This is a genomic window from Paenibacillus sepulcri (genome assembly GCF_042647105.1).
Lineage (GTDB): Bacteria > Bacillota > Bacilli > Paenibacillales > Paenibacillaceae > Paenibacillus_Z > Paenibacillus_Z sepulcri.
Map to the genome: position 1 here is coordinate 426,492 of NZ_JBHRUP010000002.1, position 18,013 is coordinate 444,504.

The 18,013-nt window shown below is 50.7% G+C and carries 7 protein-coding genes; 6 read left to right on the forward strand and 1 reads right to left on the reverse strand.

Going from position 1 to position 18,013, the window contains the following annotated elements:
• Positions 1–11 precede the first annotated feature (11 nt).
• The 4 genes from ACFOLF_RS36840 (at position 12) to ACFOLF_RS36855 (ending at position 14,232) form a co-directional block, all read left to right on the forward strand.
• Positions 12–12,296 carry an amino acid adenylation domain-containing protein gene (locus tag ACFOLF_RS36840; protein ID WP_210040043.1) on the forward strand — a complete coding sequence of 4,095 codons (12,285 nt, stop codon included), beginning with the start codon at positions 12–14 and terminating at the stop codon, positions 12,294–12,296.
• Positions 12,297–12,385: 89 nt separating this feature from the next.
• On the forward strand, positions 12,386–12,865 hold the full coding sequence (locus ACFOLF_RS36845) for a GNAT family N-acetyltransferase (protein WP_210040042.1): 480 nt from the start codon (positions 12,386–12,388) through the stop codon (positions 12,863–12,865).
• 89 nt (positions 12,866–12,954) lie between these two features.
• The gene (locus ACFOLF_RS36850; RefSeq protein WP_210040041.1) at positions 12,955–13,344 is read left to right on the forward strand and encodes a MerR family transcriptional regulator; all 390 of its coding nucleotides are present in this window, start codon (positions 12,955–12,957) and stop codon (positions 13,342–13,344) included.
• 69 nt (positions 13,345–13,413) lie between these two features.
• Positions 13,414–14,232, forward strand: a complete 819-nt coding sequence (locus ACFOLF_RS36855) for an NAD(P)-dependent oxidoreductase (RefSeq protein WP_210040040.1) — start codon at positions 13,414–13,416, stop codon at positions 14,230–14,232.
• A gap of 60 nt (positions 14,233–14,292) precedes the next feature.
• On the opposite strand, the gene ACFOLF_RS36860 is transcribed toward ACFOLF_RS36855, so the two are convergent.
• Positions 14,293–15,711, reverse strand: a complete 1,419-nt coding sequence (locus ACFOLF_RS36860; protein ID WP_379113159.1) for an MFS transporter — start codon at positions 15,709–15,711, stop codon at positions 14,293–14,295.
• 253 nt (positions 15,712–15,964) lie between these two features.
• Here ACFOLF_RS36860 and ACFOLF_RS36865 point away from each other — a divergent pair, with 253 nt between their 5' ends.
• Together ACFOLF_RS36865 and ACFOLF_RS36870 are read left to right on the forward strand one after the other, a co-directional pair.
• On the forward strand, positions 15,965–16,312 hold the full coding sequence (locus tag ACFOLF_RS36865) for a winged helix-turn-helix transcriptional regulator (RefSeq protein WP_210040039.1): 348 nt from the start codon (positions 15,965–15,967) through the stop codon (positions 16,310–16,312).
• Positions 16,313–16,511: 199 nt separating this feature from the next.
• Positions 16,512–17,999: a phospholipase D-like domain-containing protein gene (locus ACFOLF_RS36870; RefSeq protein ID WP_210040038.1), complete on the forward strand. Its 1,488-nt coding sequence runs from the start codon at positions 16,512–16,514 to the stop codon at positions 17,997–17,999.
• The last annotated feature ends 14 nt before the right edge of the window (positions 18,000–18,013 follow it).

The following is an 18,013-nucleotide window of genomic DNA, read 5'->3' on the forward strand; positions in this document are numbered from 1 at the left end:
GAGCTTACGTTATGGCGAAGCTGGATCGACAGCATGTCGAAGACATCGTTGGATTAACCCCGATGCAGGAAGGAATCTTGTTTCATTACTTAAAAGATCCCCTGAGCGACGAGTATTTCGAGCAGCTGTGTCTGGAAATTTCGGGTAAGGTGAATGAGGCGCATTTTGCGGAAGCATGGGAGAGCGTCATCCAAACCAATGAAATGCTGCGTACACTGTTTCGTTGGGAAAACGTCAAAGCCCCTGTACAAATCATTTTGAAACAGCATCCCTTGCAGCTTGAGCTCCACAGCCTCCAGGATCGCGAAGAGGACGACAAGCGCTTGCAGCTCAATGACATCAAAACAAAGGACAGGGAGAAGAAGTTTGATCTCCGGAAGGTCCCGTTCAGGATTGCGTTATGCCGGCTGGAGGAAGAGAAGCATGAAATGATCATAAGCAGCCATCATATTTTATTTGACGGCTGGAGCAGCGGACTCTTGTTAAAACAATTTATGGAAGCATACCGGGGGTTTAGCCGCTCGGAGAACGTCGTACGCCCGAACAAGAAAAGGTATAAGGATTTTGTTAAAATCATTCAAAATCAGGATAAAGAGCAGCAAAAGCGGTTTTGGCAGGGTGTATTTGAAGGGTTTGACTCGCAAACAAGGCTGACATCCGAAATCATCAAGCGCCCCGAAGAACGGAGAGACGTTCATCACCGTATCCGATTTTCAAAAGACGAACTGGAGCGGTTCGCAAGGCAAAATGAAGTGACGCTGGCCTCTCTGATCTACGGCGTCTGGGGAATCGTACTGCAAAAAAATGTGAATGAAGACGATATTGTGTTCGGCACGACCGTATCCGGAAGATCCGCATGGTTTCAGGGCATTGAGGAGATTGTCGGGCTGTTCATCAATACGATCCCGCTCCGGGTAACCCGCACTCCGGATGAGTCGGCCATAGATCTGATAAGAAAGGTGCACGGGTCATTACAGAGCAGGGATGAGCATGAGCACACCCCTCTCGCGGATATCAAACGATACAGCGGATTGGATGGCCAGGCAGAGCTGTTCGATACGATCGTCGTTTTTGAAAATTATCCTTTGGACCGGACCGTCACGAGCAAACAAGGCGAAATTGCCTTCAGCTCTTACTCCGCGTTTGAAATGACGAATTATGATTTAACGATAAGCGTGACCATTGATGATGGTATTGAGGTTTGCTTCAGCTGCAATGAACAGGTGCTCGGCTCATCTTCGGTCATCAGGCTGGCGGAGCATTTTGCCGCAATTATGAAGGCTGTGATCCGGACACCCGGGAAAAGGGTGGACCAAATTGAAATCATCTCCGCCGAAGAGAAAAAGCGAATCCTGTACGATTTCAACAATACCCGGACAGCGTTCCCGGATCATGCGGCGGTCAGCCGCTTGTTCGAACGGCAGGCGGTAAGAACGCCGGACCATACCGCTGTCGTGTGCGACGGGAGAACGGTCACGTATCAAGAGCTGGATGCGATGTCGAACAGCATCGCGCACGAGTTGACCGGCAGAGGCGTGAAGGCCGGGGAAATCGTCGCCATCATGGCAGAACGGTCAATCGAAATGATTGCCGGCATCATCGCCATTCTTAAAGCGGGAGCCGCGTACCTGCCGGTGGATCCGGCATTTCCCGAATCGCGGAAGAGGTATATGCTGCAGGATAGCGGCGCCAGGCTGCTGCTTGCCCATCAAGAGCCGCTCGATAAAAGCGGCCGCTTGGCAGCGGATTTTCCGGCCGAACGCATTATGCTGCTGGACGATCACCGGTTATATTCGGGGCAGACATTCAGCCCGGTTCGAGATCCCGACCCGGATGGACTGTTCGCCGTATTCTATACGTCCGGAACGACAGGGAAGCCAAAGGGCGTCATGGTGGAGAACAAAAGCGTCGTCAGCCATATACAGTGGTTTGCCGGAACGTACGGGATAGATAGCACTACAAATGTCCTGCAAATGACGAATTATATATTCGACCCCAGCATACAAGAATTTTTCGGAACCCTGCTTCATGGAGCAACAATGCATATCGCAGGGCAAAACGTAATTCTGGACCGCGAGCAGTTTGGCGATTATGTGGACAGGCATCAAATCCATATCATTAACCTGATCCCGACGTTATTGAAACAATTAATGAGCAGCAAGCGGAAATTAAACAGTTTGCGCATCATCATATCAGGCGGAGAAAGGCTTGACGATTCGTTAAAGGACGAGCTGGTCGGGAATGGCTATGTGCTGTATAACAACTACGGGCCAACGGAAACGACAGTAGACGCCTTATCTTCGTTATGCTCGGCAGGCAAAGTAACGCTTGGCAAACCGATTGCCAATGCGCGATGCTATATTCTTGACCGTGACCGTAATCTTGCCCCGATCGGCATTGCCGGCGAGCTGTATATCGCCGGAGCCGGAGTGGCCAGAGGGTATTTGAACATGCCCGAGCTTACGGCCGAGAAATTCATGAACGATCCGTTCATGCCGGATGAAAGAATGTACCGAACAGGCGATATGGGACGATGGCTTCCTGACGGGGAAGTGGAATTGATCGGAAGAGCGGACCACCAGGTGAAGATCAGAGGCCACCGGATTGAGCTTGGTGAAATTCAGAACCGGTTGCTGCAGCATGATCAAATTCGGGATGCCGTCGTGATCGATCTGGACAATCATGAGAGTAAAAAAACGATTTGCGCTTATATAGTCGCAAATATCCCATTGGAGACCAGGCATCTGAGGGAATTCCTGTCGGCGGAATTGCCGGATTATATGGTGCCTTCCAGCTTTGTCAGGCTGGAAAAATTGCCGCTGACATCCATAGGGAAAATTGACCGGAGGGCTTTGCCTGCTCCCGCAGCGATTACCGGAAATGAATTTGCGGCTCCCCGCAGCCAAACAGAGGAAGTGCTCGCAGACATATGGACTACCGTGCTCGGAATCGATAAGGGTGCAGTTGGCATTAACGATAATTTTTTCGAATTGGGCGGGGATTCCATTCTGAGCATCCAGATTGCCGGGAAAGCGATGCAAGCGGGGATTCCGATCACAGTAAGCCAAATCTTTCAGCACCAGACGATCGCCGAGCTCGCAAACGAGGCTGAGCAACTGGAGGTCAGGGCAGACAAGGCGGCAGAAGCGCCAGAGACGGGAGAAGTTCCGCTTACGCCTATTCAGATGTGGTTTTTTGAGCAGAATTTGGAAAATGTACATCATTGGAATCAAGCGGTTTTGCTTGAAACCCGCCCCGGTATGAATCCTGAATGGTTGAAGCAGAGCTTCCAAAACCTGGTGCGCGCTCACGACAGCTTCCGGCTTCGGTTTATTAAACGCGGCGGAGAGTGGATTCAGACTTATTCGGACGCGCGCGGCGAAGGATCGTTTCAAGTATTTGATATGTCCGGTATTTCACCATGGCAGCGCGAAGAAAAAATGAAGGGGACCTGTTCCCTGCTACAGCGCAGCTTGAACATTACGGAAGGGCCGTTGATCAGAGCGGCATATTTCCAGTTTGGGAAAGAAGACAGCGGGAAACTGTTTATTACCGCACATCATCTTGTTGTGGATGGTTACTCGTGGCGGGTGATAACCCAGGACCTGCAGGATGGCTGCGAACAGCTCGAAAAGGGTGAGTCTGTGAAGCTGCTCCCGGGCAGTCTCTCCTTTAAGAAGTGGTCGGCGTATATACGCGAATATGCGAAATCGGACAAAATTAAGGGTGAACAGTCTTATTGGCAAAACAGTATCCCCTCTTCCGTAAACCCGATACCGGCCGATCTGGACCATGGACTCAATACGGAGGAGGCCGCCGATACGATATCCGTTACTCTGACGAAGGAAGAAACGGACAGCCTGCTGCATGATATTCACGGACCGTTCCGGACTCGAATAGACGATATTCTGCTTGCCGCGCTTTCCTGCACGTTAAGGGACTGGTCCGGAGCGGCGCTTATCGATCTGGAAGGCCATGGCAGAGAGAAGCTGCTGGAGGAGCATGATGTTTCCCGGACCGTCGGCTGGTTCACCTCGGTATATCCGATCGTCCTGGGAGATACAGCCGGAGATGCGGAATCCGGCGAAATGAGTGGCAGTCTGATCAAGCAGGTGAAGGAACGGTACCGGAGCATCCCAGGCGGGGGAATCGGGTATGAAATTTTGTATTATCTGGCGGAGGACGGCATCCGCGAGACGATCGCATCCAAGCCGAGAGCGCAAATCAGCTTCAACTATTTGGGACAATTCGACCAGGTATTGAAGAAGAGCGGATTATTTAAGTTGGCTGACGTAAATACGGGAAGTGCCAGGGCTTTGAAGGGAATCCGGAGCCATCTGATTGATATCGACGCGATGATTGCAGGCGGTGCGCTGACCATCGACTGGAAGTACGGCACCCGTATTCATCTGCCGGAGACCATCCGGCAGCTGGCGGAGGATTTTGTTCGCCATCTGAGGAGCATCATCTTGATCTGCAAGGCGGAGCAAACGCGTCAATTTACGCCGTCCGATTTTCCTCTTGCGCCGGTTGAACAAAACAAGCTGGATGAATGGGCCGGGCAGTACCGGAATGTGGAAGACATTTATACGCTCTCGCCCGTGCAGCAAAGCATGATCTTTCACCATGTGTATTCTCCGGGTTCATCCGTGACAGTGGAGCAAACCATATACTCGATTCATACCGGATTGAATATCGGGGCCTTTGAGAAGGTATGGCAAACGGTGCTGAACCGGCATGAAAGCCTGAGGGCTTCCTACCATTGGGAGGGATTGGAGGAGCCCGTACAGATTATCCACCATGACATCAATATTCCATTTGAAGTCCTGGATTGGACGGGCGTTCCGGAATCCGGGAGACGTACCAGAATGGAACGGCTTATCGAAGAAGACCGCAGAAGAGGATTCGATCTTTCCAAGCCGCCGCTTATGAGAATTCTGGTGGTGCAATGGGAGAAGTCGGCCTATGAGGTGATATGGACGCATCATCATCTTCAGCTTGACGGATGGTGCATCGGCATTCTCCTGAGCGAGATCGGAACGTTGTATGAGGCTTATTCCTCCGGTCATAAACCCGCAATGAAAGACGCGCTGCCATTCAAGGAATATATCGAATGGTACCGCGCACAAAATTTGGAGCAGGCCGAGCACTATTGGAAGCGGACGTTAAAGGGATTTAAAACGCCTATACATTTTGCCGGCCTTTTTCCCGCAGCTGCCAAGATCGCAGCAGAACAGACGCCGGCATTCGGCAAAGCCGTGTATGAGGTACAGCCGGCTATGCAGGAAGCTCTGCGGAACTTTTCCAGGAAGCACCGGCTCACATTAAATACGATCATACAGGGAGCTTGGGCGATTCTATTAAACCGCTATTCCGGGGAGAAAGATATTGTATTTGGCGCCACTTCGTCGGGACGTCCGACTGAACTGGCCGGTTCGGCTTCCATCATCGGCTGCTTCATGAATACACTGCCTTTTCGAGTGTTTGCGGATGCAGGTTACGAAACGATCCCCTGGCTCCAGGACATACAGCGGAGCAGCGTTGAAATGCGTCAATTCGAATACACGCCACTGTCCGATATTCGCAGCTGGAGCGAAGTGCCGAGGAATTCAGCCTTATATGATTTGTATGAAAGCATCGTCATCATCGAAAATTATCCCTTCGACACAACGCTGAAGGACGGTCTGGGCTCCTTGAAGGTGCAATCCATGAGGGTAGAGGAGCAGATGGATTATCCTCTGACTGTTTATTGCAATTTGCAGCCTGAGCTGCATTTCAATCTCTTATTTGATTATCGTTATCTGGCAGACGACACGGCACACCGGATGCTCGGGCATTTGATCAATATAATCCAGGGGTTACTTGAAGGCGAAGGCCGCACGACTGGCGAGATTTCAATGTTATCCGGTGACGAGCTGAGGCAGATTACAGACGGCAGCGATGCCTACATGAATGTTCCCAAAGATCAAAGCTTTAATGAATTATTCGAAGCCCAGGTGAAGCTGCGTCCCGGCCATACGGCGGTTATATGCGGGGATGAGCGGCTGACATACGGCGAGCTGGACATCCTCTCGAACCGGCTGGCTCATAAGCTTATCAAATGGGGTATCGGGCCGGAAGTGCCGGTAGGGTTATTCGTGGAAAGATCTATCAACCTGGTCGTGGGAATCATGGGTATTTTGAAGGCGGGAGGCGCCTTTCTTCCCATTGATGCCGATTATCCGGGCGAGAGGGTCGACTTGATGCTGGAAGATGCCCGGGTGCCTGTCCTGCTTACCGAATCAAGCCTTGAAGCGAAGGTCCGCAACCCTGAGGGGCGTACCGTATGCCTGGACAGGGAATGGGACGTTTTGCTGCAGGAACCGGCAGATAAGCCGGCTTCCGGGGTGGGTCCCGGAAATCTGGCCTATGTCATCTATACTTCCGGCTCAACCGGAAGGCCTAAGGGCGTCATGATGCCGCATGAAGCGGTTGTAAGCCATTCTTTAGATTTGATCGGCCGTTACCGGCTCACTCCGGAGGACCGTGTCCTCCAGTTTTCTTCAATCGGTTTTGATATTTCGCTTGAACAGGTTCTAACGACATTGGCAGCGGGCGCCGCTCTGGTGCTGCGGGACAACAGGATGTGGACACCGCGGCAGTTTTCGCAAAAATGCAAGGAGTATGGGCTTACGGTTACGAATCTCCCGACCTCCTACTGGAACGAAGTTGTACAGCAGTGGCATATTGAGCCTGACACGGTTCCGGGCGGCGGGCTCAGGCTTGTCATCGTCGGCGGGGAACGGATGCTTCCGGAGAAGGTCGCACTTTGGGAGAAACTCCCGCTCACTAATATTCTTCTTCTCAATGCCTACGGACCTGCGGAGACAGCGATGACCAGCACGCTGTACCCCGTTTCCGGAGAGGGCAGCAAGAGTGCGGATTTGACATGCATTCCCGTCGGCAAGCCTCTGGCAAATCGGCGCATTTACATTGTTGACGAAGACATGCGGCTGCTTCCCGTGGGAGTTAAAGGCGAAATAGGTATCGGCGGCATTCCGCTGGCCCGGGGGTACTTGAATAACCCGGAGCTCACGAATGAAAAGTTTATAAAAGACCCGTTCTTCGACGGTTACGGCGACCGTCTTTACCTTACGGGAGATCTGGGCAGGCGGCTTGGCGACGGTAATATCGAGGTGCTGGGGCGGAAGGATGAGCAAACCAAAATCCGCGGCCATCGCATCGACATCGGCGAGATCGAAAGTATATTGAACCGCTGCAGCCTCGTAAAAGATGCCGCAGTCGTTGTGAGATCGCGAGATACGACAGAGCATGATCTTGCCGCGTTCTATGTGGCTTCCGATCCGATGACGAACGAGCCGTCGGGCATAAGAGAATTTCTGAACCATTTGCTCCCGGCGTATATGATCCCCGCGTATTTCATTCCGATGGATCGGCTTCCGCTGAATCCAAACGGAAAAATCGACCGCAAGGCGCTCGCAGGTATGGAAATCGTGATGAACTCCATGGCGGAATATGAAGCTCCGGCCAATAATATCCAGACCAGGCTTGTATCCATTTGGGAAAAAATATTGGGAACCGGCACTGTGGGGATCAATCATCATTTTTTCGAGATCGGCGGCCAATCCCTAAAGGCGATTACGCTGATTTCCGAAATCCACCGTGAATTTGAAGTGGAGCTTCCACTGGTCCACGTATTCGAAGCTCCTACAATCAAACAGCTTTCAGTGCTGATCGAAGAAACGATGGACAAGAAAGCGTATCTGTCGATCGAGCCGGCAGCGGAGAAGGCGCGATATGAGGTGTCGGCTGCCCAGAGAAGGCTGTTTATCGTAAGCCGTCTGGCTGGTGCAAGCACCAATTATAATATTCCGGGAGCAGTGCTGCTGAGTGGCCGGATCGATGTGCCGCGGCTGGAACAGGCGTTCAGAGTGCTGGTAGAGCGGCATGAAATGCTGCGAACCTCCTTCATAGAAGAAGAGGGACGAATCTACCAAATCGTGCATGGGCATGCGGAATTGGAGATCCGGCATCTGCACGCCGATGAAAGCGGGCTGGAACGACTGCTTGAACAATTTGTGCAACCGTTTGAGCTGGAGCAGGCGCCATTATTTCGAGCCGCGATTGTCGAAGTGTCAGCCTCCAAATGTCTGCTTATGTATGATATGCATCATATGATATCGGATGGACAGTCAATCGCCATTCTGATCCGGGAGTTTGTCCGCTTGTACGAAGGGGAAACCCTGCCGGAGCCAAGAATCCAGTATAAAGACTTTTCCGAATGGCAAAATCAATGGCTGGTTTCCGATAGAATGAAAAAGCAGGAGGACTATTGGCTCCGCACATTCTCATCAGAAATTCCGCTGCTGGATTTGCCCACCGATCGGCCCAGACCGGGCACGCGGATATTCGAGGGTGGTCAGCTTGAATTTGAGTTGGACCATTCCTTGACCTTGGAATTGAATCGAATCGCCCGCGGGCAAGGCGTTACGCTGTATGCCGTGCTGCTGGCGGCCTATAATGTTCTATTGCTTAAGTACACCGGGCAGGAAGATATCGTAGTGGGTAGTCCCGTGGCGGGGAGGCGGCATGCCGAGTTGGAAAATATCGTCGGGATGTTCGTCAATACGCTTGCGCTGCGTAATTTCCCTGATCCCGGCAAAACGTTGGAGGCCTTCGTGAAGGAAGTGGCGGAGCGTTCGCTCGAGGCGCTCGAAAATCAGGAGTACCCGTTCGAAATGCTGGTTGAGAAGCTTCAGCCGGCAAGGGATCTGAGCCGTCATCCTTTGTTCGATGTGATGTTTGCGTTTGAGAATGTGGATATGGCCAAGGCGCAGGTGGACGATTTTGAAGTTATTCCATTCGAATATAATAGTCACACGGCCAAATTCGATCTGGAGCTGAAAGTAACCGAGCGCGAAGGCGGCCTCCGCTTTGTTTTGGAATACAGCACCAGTCTGTTCAATCAGGAAACGATCGTCAGGATGGCCGGACATCTGGTCAGGATTCTTGAAATCATTGCGGAAGACAGGACAGTTCCTCTCGGAGAAATCGATCTCCTATCCGCAGAAGAGAAGAAGATGCTGCTGAGCGATTTCAACAGGACGAGGATGCCGTTCCCGGATCAAAAAACGATCAAGCAGCTTTTCGAGGAACAGGCACAGAAGCATCCTCACCGTACTGTGGTTGTATCCGGCCCAAGATCAATGACGTATAAGGAATTGAACGAGAAAGCGAATCAATTGGCCAAGCGCTTGATCGGGATGGGAGCAAGACCGGAGACAGTGATCGGAATACTGGCGGAGCCTTCGCTCGAAATGATTATCGGAATATGGGGCGTCGTCAAGAGCGGCGCGGCTTATCTTCCCATAGATTCCGAATTTCCGGGGGAACGCATCCGTTATATGCTTGAGGACAGCGGGGCTATTGCGCTTCTCGTTCAACCGCATTTATCGGCGGCTGTCGATTATCCGGGCGAAGTCATGCCGCTTGATTATGAACGATTAGTCCCCGGCGATGCTGCGAATCCTGCGGATTATGGCACATCCAATGATCCGGTATATATCATTTATACATCCGGCACGACCGGGATTCCGAAGGGTGTTCCCGTCAAACACCGAAGCCTGGTCAACTACAGCTCGTGGTTCACCCGAACAGCGGCGCTGGAGCCTGGCGACAGAACGATGCTGCTATCGTCCTTCGCCTTTGATTTGGGGTATACAAGCTTATATTCTTCGCTTCTTAACGGATGTGAGCTGCATCTGGCTTCAAAGGATATGTATGTCGTTCCCGAGAAGCTGCTGGCGTATTTGACAGCTTATAGAATCAGTTATATCAAGCTCACACCTTCGTTGTTTGGCCTTATGATCAACAGTCCGTCAATCGGTAGTCCGTCAATCAGGGAGAAGCGGACACTTGAGGAATTGAGATTGGTCGTGCTTGGGGGAGAAGAGATCAAGGCTGCCGATATCGGCAGGTTTCACCACTTGTATCCTGGCGCGAGGGTCATCAATCATTACGGGCCTACGGAGGCGACCATCGGAGCCATAATCCATACGGTCCGTTTCGACTATCTCGATTCCTACGAGAAGAAAAGCGTCATCGGAAGGCCGGTCGACAATATTAGCGTGCTCCTGCTGGATTCGCGGCTGAAGCTTGTTCCCATTGGGGTTGCCGGCGAAATCTGTATTTCCGGGGAGGGATTAACCGAAGGCTATTTGAATCTATATGAACAGAATGCCGAAAAATTCGTAGAGGCTTCATTTGGCAGCGGGACCGTCAGATTGTACAAAACCGGAGACTTGGGCAGACTCACGGCTGACGGAGAGATCGAATTTCTGGGAAGAACGGACAGCCAGTTGAAAATACGCGGGTTCCGGGTGGAACCGGAGGAAGTGGCCTCGATATTGCGCCGGCATGATTCGGTGATTGATGCAGTCGTGACCGCCCGAAGGGACGAGAATTTCAACCATAGTCTGTACGCCTATCTTGTGCTGAAAGAAGGCGCAGACTCATTGGAATTAAGACAATATGCATCAAACAGGCTTCCCTACTATATGGTTCCGCAACGTATGATGAAGTTGAAGCAGATTCCGTTGACGCCGAACGGCAAAATCGATTTCAAGGCTCTTCCCGAACCATCCGATGCGGCCGTCATGACGGTCGGGTACGAAATGCCGGCGGATCCGGTTGAACGCAAAATGGCTGAAATCTGGGGAGCGATCCTCGCACAGGACAAGGTCGGCGTGCAGGATTCGTTCTTCGAACTGGGCGGTCACTCGCTTAGTGCGATGCTGCTCGCGGCTGAAATTCATAAAGCGTTCCATGTGGACATTCCGCTCCGGGAGATCTTCAGATCCCCGACAATCAGAGGGATGAGAGAATATATGAGAATGGCGCCGGTAAACATCCATTCGTCGCTGGAGCCGATAAAGACCGGTGATTATTACGAGCTTTCATCCGCTCAAAGGAGATTTTACGCGCTCCATCAGATCGAAGGAATTGGTACAAGCTACAATATGCCGAGGGCAACGCTGTTGGAAGGCGAAATCGATCCGGTGAAATTGGAGAAAGCGTTTAGTGAAATCGTGAAGAGGCATGAAGCGTTCAGGACTTCGTTTGATATCGTGGACGGCGAACCCGTGCAGCGGATACACATACACTCGGAGGTGGACATCCGCTATACGGAACCTGGGGAAGATTGGAGTTCCGATCTTGCGGATGGATGGAGCGACGAGCTGATGCATAACATCGACGCATTCATCCGGCCTTTTGATTTAAGCAAGCCACCTCTGCTCAGAGTCGGGGTTATCCGTTTGAGCCAGGATCGGCATTTGCTGTTAACCGACATGCATCATATCATTTCGGACGGGTATTCCGTCGGCATTCTGGTGCAGGAGTTCGCGAAGTTATATCAAGGCGAACCGCTTCCGGAGATCCGCTTGCAGTATAAGGATTATGCGGCGTGGCAGAATCGGTTTTTGGGGACGGAGGCGGCAAGACGGCAGGAGGAATATTGGTCGGATATGCTTTCCGGAGATCTTCCCGTTCTGAATTTGCCTACGGATTTCCCCAGACCGGCTATGCAAAGCTTTGAAGGCGAAAGCATCATTTTTGAAACAGGGAATGCATTGAAGGAACAGTTGAGCACGCTATGTCTGGAAACCGGCACAACGCTTTATATGGTATTGCTGGCAGCTTACAGCACGTTATTGTCCAGGTATGCCTCGCAGCAGGATATTATCGTGGGATCGCCGGTGCTGGGCCGGACGCATTCGGATCTGCAAAATATCATCGGCATGTTCGTCAATACGCTTGCCATAAGAAGTCGTCCAAGAGGAGACCGCTCCTTTGCCGCGCTGCTTGCGGAGGTGAAGGAAAACCTGCTTGAAGCCTATGAACATCAGGATTATCAGTTTGATATGCTCCTGGACAAATTAAAGATCAAGAGGGATCCGGGACGAAATCCGATATTCAGCACCATGCTGGCGATTCAGGATAGTCCGGGCAAGGAGCATAGGATCGGGAACATCGCGTTGACTCCCGTAAATTACAGGAAGAGCAGCTCCAAGTTTGATCTGTCGTTATTTGCGGAAACCGGTGAAGACCGAATCTTTTTTGAATTCGAGTATGCCAGCAAGCTGTTTGTAAGAGAAACGGTGGAGAAAATGGCAAAGGACTATTTAACCCTATTAAATATCATAAGCCGCGATCCCGAAATCAGTATAAACGCGATCGAGATTGAAGGTATAGTCGTGGATAACGCAGACATTGAAAATATAACCTTTCATTTCTAGTCGCAGATGGTATTATCATTTGGAGGAGCTTGCTTCGGGAAGCTCCTCTTTATGTTTCATGAAGCTTCAGGACTAAAGGGGAGATTGGCATGAAAATTCGTTTAGTGAAAGGTTCAGACTATTACTTGATTTCACCTCTGATCAATGATTGGTGGGGAGGCAGGCAAATTTCCGGCAAGCTGCCGAAATTATTCTTTGACCATTTTTCAAGCACCAGCTTCATTGCGGAAAAGGAAGATGAAATGATAGGTTTTCTGATAGGATTCCTCTCGCAAACCCATCCAAATGAAGCCTATATTCACTTTGCGGGCGTTCATCCTGAATACAGAAAACATCATGTTGGAAAGCAATTATACGACGAATTTTTTCATGCAGCGAAACAAAATGGCCGAAGCATTGTCCGGTGCATAACGTCTCCTGTAAACAAGGGCTCGATCGCATTTCATACCAGGATGGGATTTGAAATCGAGGCCGGTAATAAGGAAGAAGCCGGAGTTTCAGTACACGCAGATTATGATGGGGCCAATCAGGATAGGGTGCTACTTGTTAAAACGATTACGCACCTATGATGATTCAGACGCCCTTTACAACGCGCCTCTAAGATGATATTCTTTCAACATGACGTTAACGTCATGTTTTATCAGAGAGGAAGTGAACGATGAGTCACCGCATGCGCATAGGCGATTTGACGGAACGGGCAGGGGTAACGCAGCGCACCGTCCGATATTACGAGAGCATCGGACTAATCCCGTCAGGCGAGCGTGAAGGCAATGGGCAGCACTATTATACAGAGGAGACGCTTGCCCGTCTGCGGAAAATTGACCAGTTAAAGAGGCTTGGACTCAGTCTGGAAGAAATACGGGACGTTATAGACCTCTATTTCCTTGACCCCAGCGGTGTACAGCCTAAACAGAAGGTCCTCGGCATCCTCCGTCAGCATCTCGCTGAATCGGACCAGAAGATCGGGGCGCTGCAGCAATTTCGCGCTGAATTGCAGGCCAATATCGAACGCTTCGAGAATTGGTTTGAGGAAAGGGAAGACCACTGATTTTTTTTGGCCTAAACATAACGTTAACGTCATGTTTGAACATCTAATTTATTGAGGAGGATCAACAATATGAATGAAACAATAGGGTTTATCGGTCTTGGCAATTTGGGACTCCCCATAGCAGCCAATCTGCTCCGTGCCGGGTATTCGATCGCCGTGTACAACCGCACTGCGAGTAAAGCGGAATCACTCATTGCTCAGGGTGCGCGGCTAGCCACACGACCTGTTGACGCGGTGACGACTGGGGGAATTGTCGCGACCCTTGTGTGGGATGATGCGGCTGTGGAAAGCATCGTCATGAGCGAAGGCTTTTTAGAGAAACTGGGACAAGGCGGCATCCATATTTCGATGAGCACGGTATCTCCTGAAACGTCGAGAAAGCTTGCGGCCATCCATGCCCAACATGGCAGTGTCTTGATCGAAGCCCCCATATTTGGAGTAGCCGAAGCTGCTGTCGCCCGGCAGCTCTTGATTCCTGTTGCAGGTCCACAGAATGCCCAAGAACGAGTCCGCCCGCTCCTGGAGGCGATGGGGGGACAGAATATCTTTGATTTTGGCGAAGTGGTCGGAGCCGCAACGCAGGTCAAGCTTGTAGGGAACTTTATGATCGTTTCGGCGGTTCAGACTCTGAGAGAAGCACTTTCGATGGTTGAAAAAAATGGGGGCGATCCAAAAGCAGTGGCCGACATGCTGACACAAACATTATTCGCCGCTCCAATCTATAAGAACTATGGCAGGATGATTGCCGAAAAAAAGGATGCTGCTTTCAGTCAAAGCAGGATTCCGCTTAAGGATGTAGGGATCTTCAAAAAGACAGCAGAGCAGGTGGAATCACCGACGCCCGTATCAAGTCTGTTGTACGATCTCTTAAGCAGCGGCGAAGAATGAGCGTGACAAGAGGCAGCTGACCTGCGGGTCGGCTGCCTTTTGTCATACGAAGGATAGAATTTATATTTGATCGTTTACTGCTTGATTCTCATGATGAATGCTTTGCTTGTGGAGACCAAAAGAAATAATGATAACGCCGATGACGGCTGCGGCAACCGGGACGATCAGTGCTGTTCGAAATCCATCCAGCATGGCTTGTGAAGATCCATCTCTGGTAGCGGCGATGTTGACAGCGGTGACTAACGACAAACCAAGGGCCGCGCCAAATTGGAATGAAGTACTGAGGAGACCGCTGGCCAGCCCTTGTTCTTCTTCTGCGATGCCGTCTGTAGCCGCAATCGTGAGCGGGCCATACGTAAGAGCAAAAGCGGTCCCGGTAAGAATCATCGTTGGGAACATGGCTGCATAGCTCCAATCGAGGTCAATTCCAAGGAACAAGAAGTACGATATGGCAGCAAGACAGAAGCCTCCGAAAATAACCCGGACGTTGCCGAAGCGTCTAACGAGCCATGGTGTGAGCGTTGGCGCCAGTACAGCGTCGACACCAACGGCCAAGAGAGCCAGACCGGTCTCGAATGAAGACCAACCGCGAAGTTCCTGAAGATATAAGACCGCAATGAACTGGAAAGCGAAGAACGAGCCGGCGAACAGCATCGCGCCGAGATTAGCCCGCACAAGCGATGCCGAGCGGAGGATGCCAAGGCGCATCAGCGGTGAAGCCGAATGCCGTTCGATCATTACAAAGAGAAACAGGAAGATGAGGCCGCCTGCCAGCATGCCGGCCGTCCAGCCCCAGCCCACGTCGGGTGCCTGAACGACTGCCAGAACAAGCAGGAGCATCGTACCCGTTATGCATATCGCTCCTCCAAGATCAAAACCGTGAGACGAGCGGGCTGGCCGGTCAGATTTTGGGATGAGGCGGATCGCGGCCAGGAGAATGATGAATGCCAGTATAACCGGGGCAAAAAATACCCAACGCCAATTAATCGTGGTTAACAAGCCGCCTGTGACAAGGCCAAGCGAGAAGCCGGCTGCTGCAGTTCCTGCATAGACCAGGAGAGCCTTGTTGCGCTTCGGTCCCTCAGGGATGCTCGTTGTGATAATGGATAACCCTGCAGGCGTCATGAAAGCGGCAGCCACCCCTGTTACGAAGCGGGCGAGAATGAGAATCCAGCCTTCAGTGGCGAATCCGCCAAGACCCGAAAAAACAAGGAAAACGAAGAGCCAGATGAGGAACATCCGTCTGCGGCCAAGCAAGTCCGCAGCTCTGCCCCCTAGCAGCATGAAACCTCCATAACCAAGCACATAGGCGCTTATTACCCAACTCAGTGCACTGGTTGACATGCCGAGTTCAGCCCGGATCGACGGCAGCGCTACACCCATCATCGACACGTCGATTCCTTCGAGGAAGATGGCTCCGCACAGCACGAACAGAAGCCCCCAGGATAATTTGCAGTTTAGTGTTCTATCTGTCTTCACTTGAAACCTCTCCCTTCAGCCTGAGAATAACCCTATTCACGGCTAAGTGTCTGCTTCCAAACACAGTCGTCTACACGTTTGTTCCCCCATTCCTGTCAATGATTGGCTTGACATGAGGAAATTATAAATCATACAATAACAATCATAAAGTACGCACTTTTTTGTATCATTAGCACTTATAAGTACTATAGGTACCAAAAAGTACCTATGCTAAGGATGGAGTCATACTCAAGTCAGGGGGGAAGCTGAAACCATGAAATCACTTAAAAAGGATTATTATAACTTGCCTGTGGAAGCCACTCTGGAAGTCATCGGGGGCAAGTGGAAAACGTTGATTCTCTGTCATTTGACTTATGGATCTAAAAGAACCAGCGAGCTAAAAAAACTGATGCCGGATATTACTCAAAAGATGCTGACCCAACAGCTCCGGGAGCTGGAGGAGGATGAAATCATCATCAGGACGGTATACAACCAGGTTCCTCCTAAAGTTGTTTATGAATTAAGTGAAGTAGGAGAAACGCTAAAATCGATCATTGATCAAATGTGCGAATGGGGAGAACAATATCTGAATAGAAAAACATTGTCTTCAAAGGATGCTTAATGACATTAATATTTTGATTAATAACATTAATTAAATTTTATTAACGACATTAATGATATCTGAAATGCAAAGACCGTCAAACACATGAAAACTTGTGTTCGGCGGCCTTTTTGCGTTCACGTCCAGGTAAGTGGATATATTCGTCACCATTTGAACACCATAATTTTTGATAATGATATAACGATGGGGTGTAATCTTAATGTGGATTGTAGGGCTCTACATATTGAACGTTGTGTGTATGTTAATCGTAGCCATCCGGGAGGTCCGCAAACCCGCAAAGGCATTGAACTGGCTGGCAATAGGTCTCATTCTTCCTGTTATCGGTTTCGTTGTGTATCTTGTCATCGCAAATCCGGTGCGTATCCGCCGCGAACGCGAAAGACTCACTTCTTCCCGTAATGAACCGGATTCGCTGCCTGAATTGTTCGGCCGCACATCCTCGATCATTGCGCAATCTGTTAGGCAGTTAACCGTGCATGGACTCAGGGAAGGACGTGTCCAAATCCTTACGAACGGTATTGAAACGTATGAGAAGCTTGTCGAATCCATACAGAAAGCGCAAAGCGCCATTGATCTGGAATATTTTATATACCGGAATGACCAGGCAGGCAAACCCATTACGGACGCACTGATCGAAAGGGCCAAATCCGGCGTGCAGATCCGGTTTGTCAGGGACGGCTGGGGGAGCAGGCAATTTCCGCAAAGCCAGGTCAATCGGATGATGGAAGCCGGAATTGAATGCCGGACGATATTTCCCGCACGTTTTCCCTGGTTGCCCACTTTGACTCACCGGGATCATTGCAAGATCGTCGTGATCGATGGCAAAGAGGGCTTTACAGGCAGTATCAATGTCGGGTATGAGTATACCGGATTAAAGCCTGACGTGGGGTTTTGGCGTGATACCCATTTGCGAATAAAAGGAAAGGCTGTTAACGATCTGCAGACTCTGTTTGATGTCCATTGGAATATCGCTTCGCCGGAAAAAATGAAAAGTAAATCACCTCAGAAGTCCGCTCGGGATAAAAGGCATCGATCGCATCCCGTTGCTGCTTCAGCCAGATTTTCTTTTTTATCGGAAGAATGGGGTAGTGAGCTGGGGGCGGATCTTGATCCCATACCGGACACAGACGTGCTGCACCATGCTTACATACAGACGTTGGAAAGCAATCCTGGACTGCCAACACAGGTCATCCGGCAGGCTTACTTCGTTTGCCTGACCCAAGCGGCCCGGACCATTGACATAACCACGCCTTACTTTGTGCCTGAAGCAGATATCATTATGGCTTTAAAGACAGCCGTGGCGCGGGGTGTACGCGTAAGATTGCTGGTTCCTCGCCGCGTGACCCCCAAAATCATAGGGTATGCAGGCCGTACCTACTATGGAGAGCTGCTGGAAGCCGGGGTGCAAATTTATATGTATGAGAAGGGTACGGTCCATGCGAAGGTGATGATCATCGATGAGGAAATGGCAGGGATCGGCTCAGCGAATTACGATGTCTCAAGTTTTCGTCTGAATTTCGAGGTTATTGAACTGCTCTACAGCACCCGCACAGCGCTTGAACTCACTGTACAATTTGAACGCGATCTTAATGATTCCGTTCCTTTGCGTATGGACGAATTGAATGAGCGCACCTATCAACAACGCTTTTTCGATCAAGCAGCGCGACTGTTTGCGCCTTTATTATAAAACGATCCGGATAG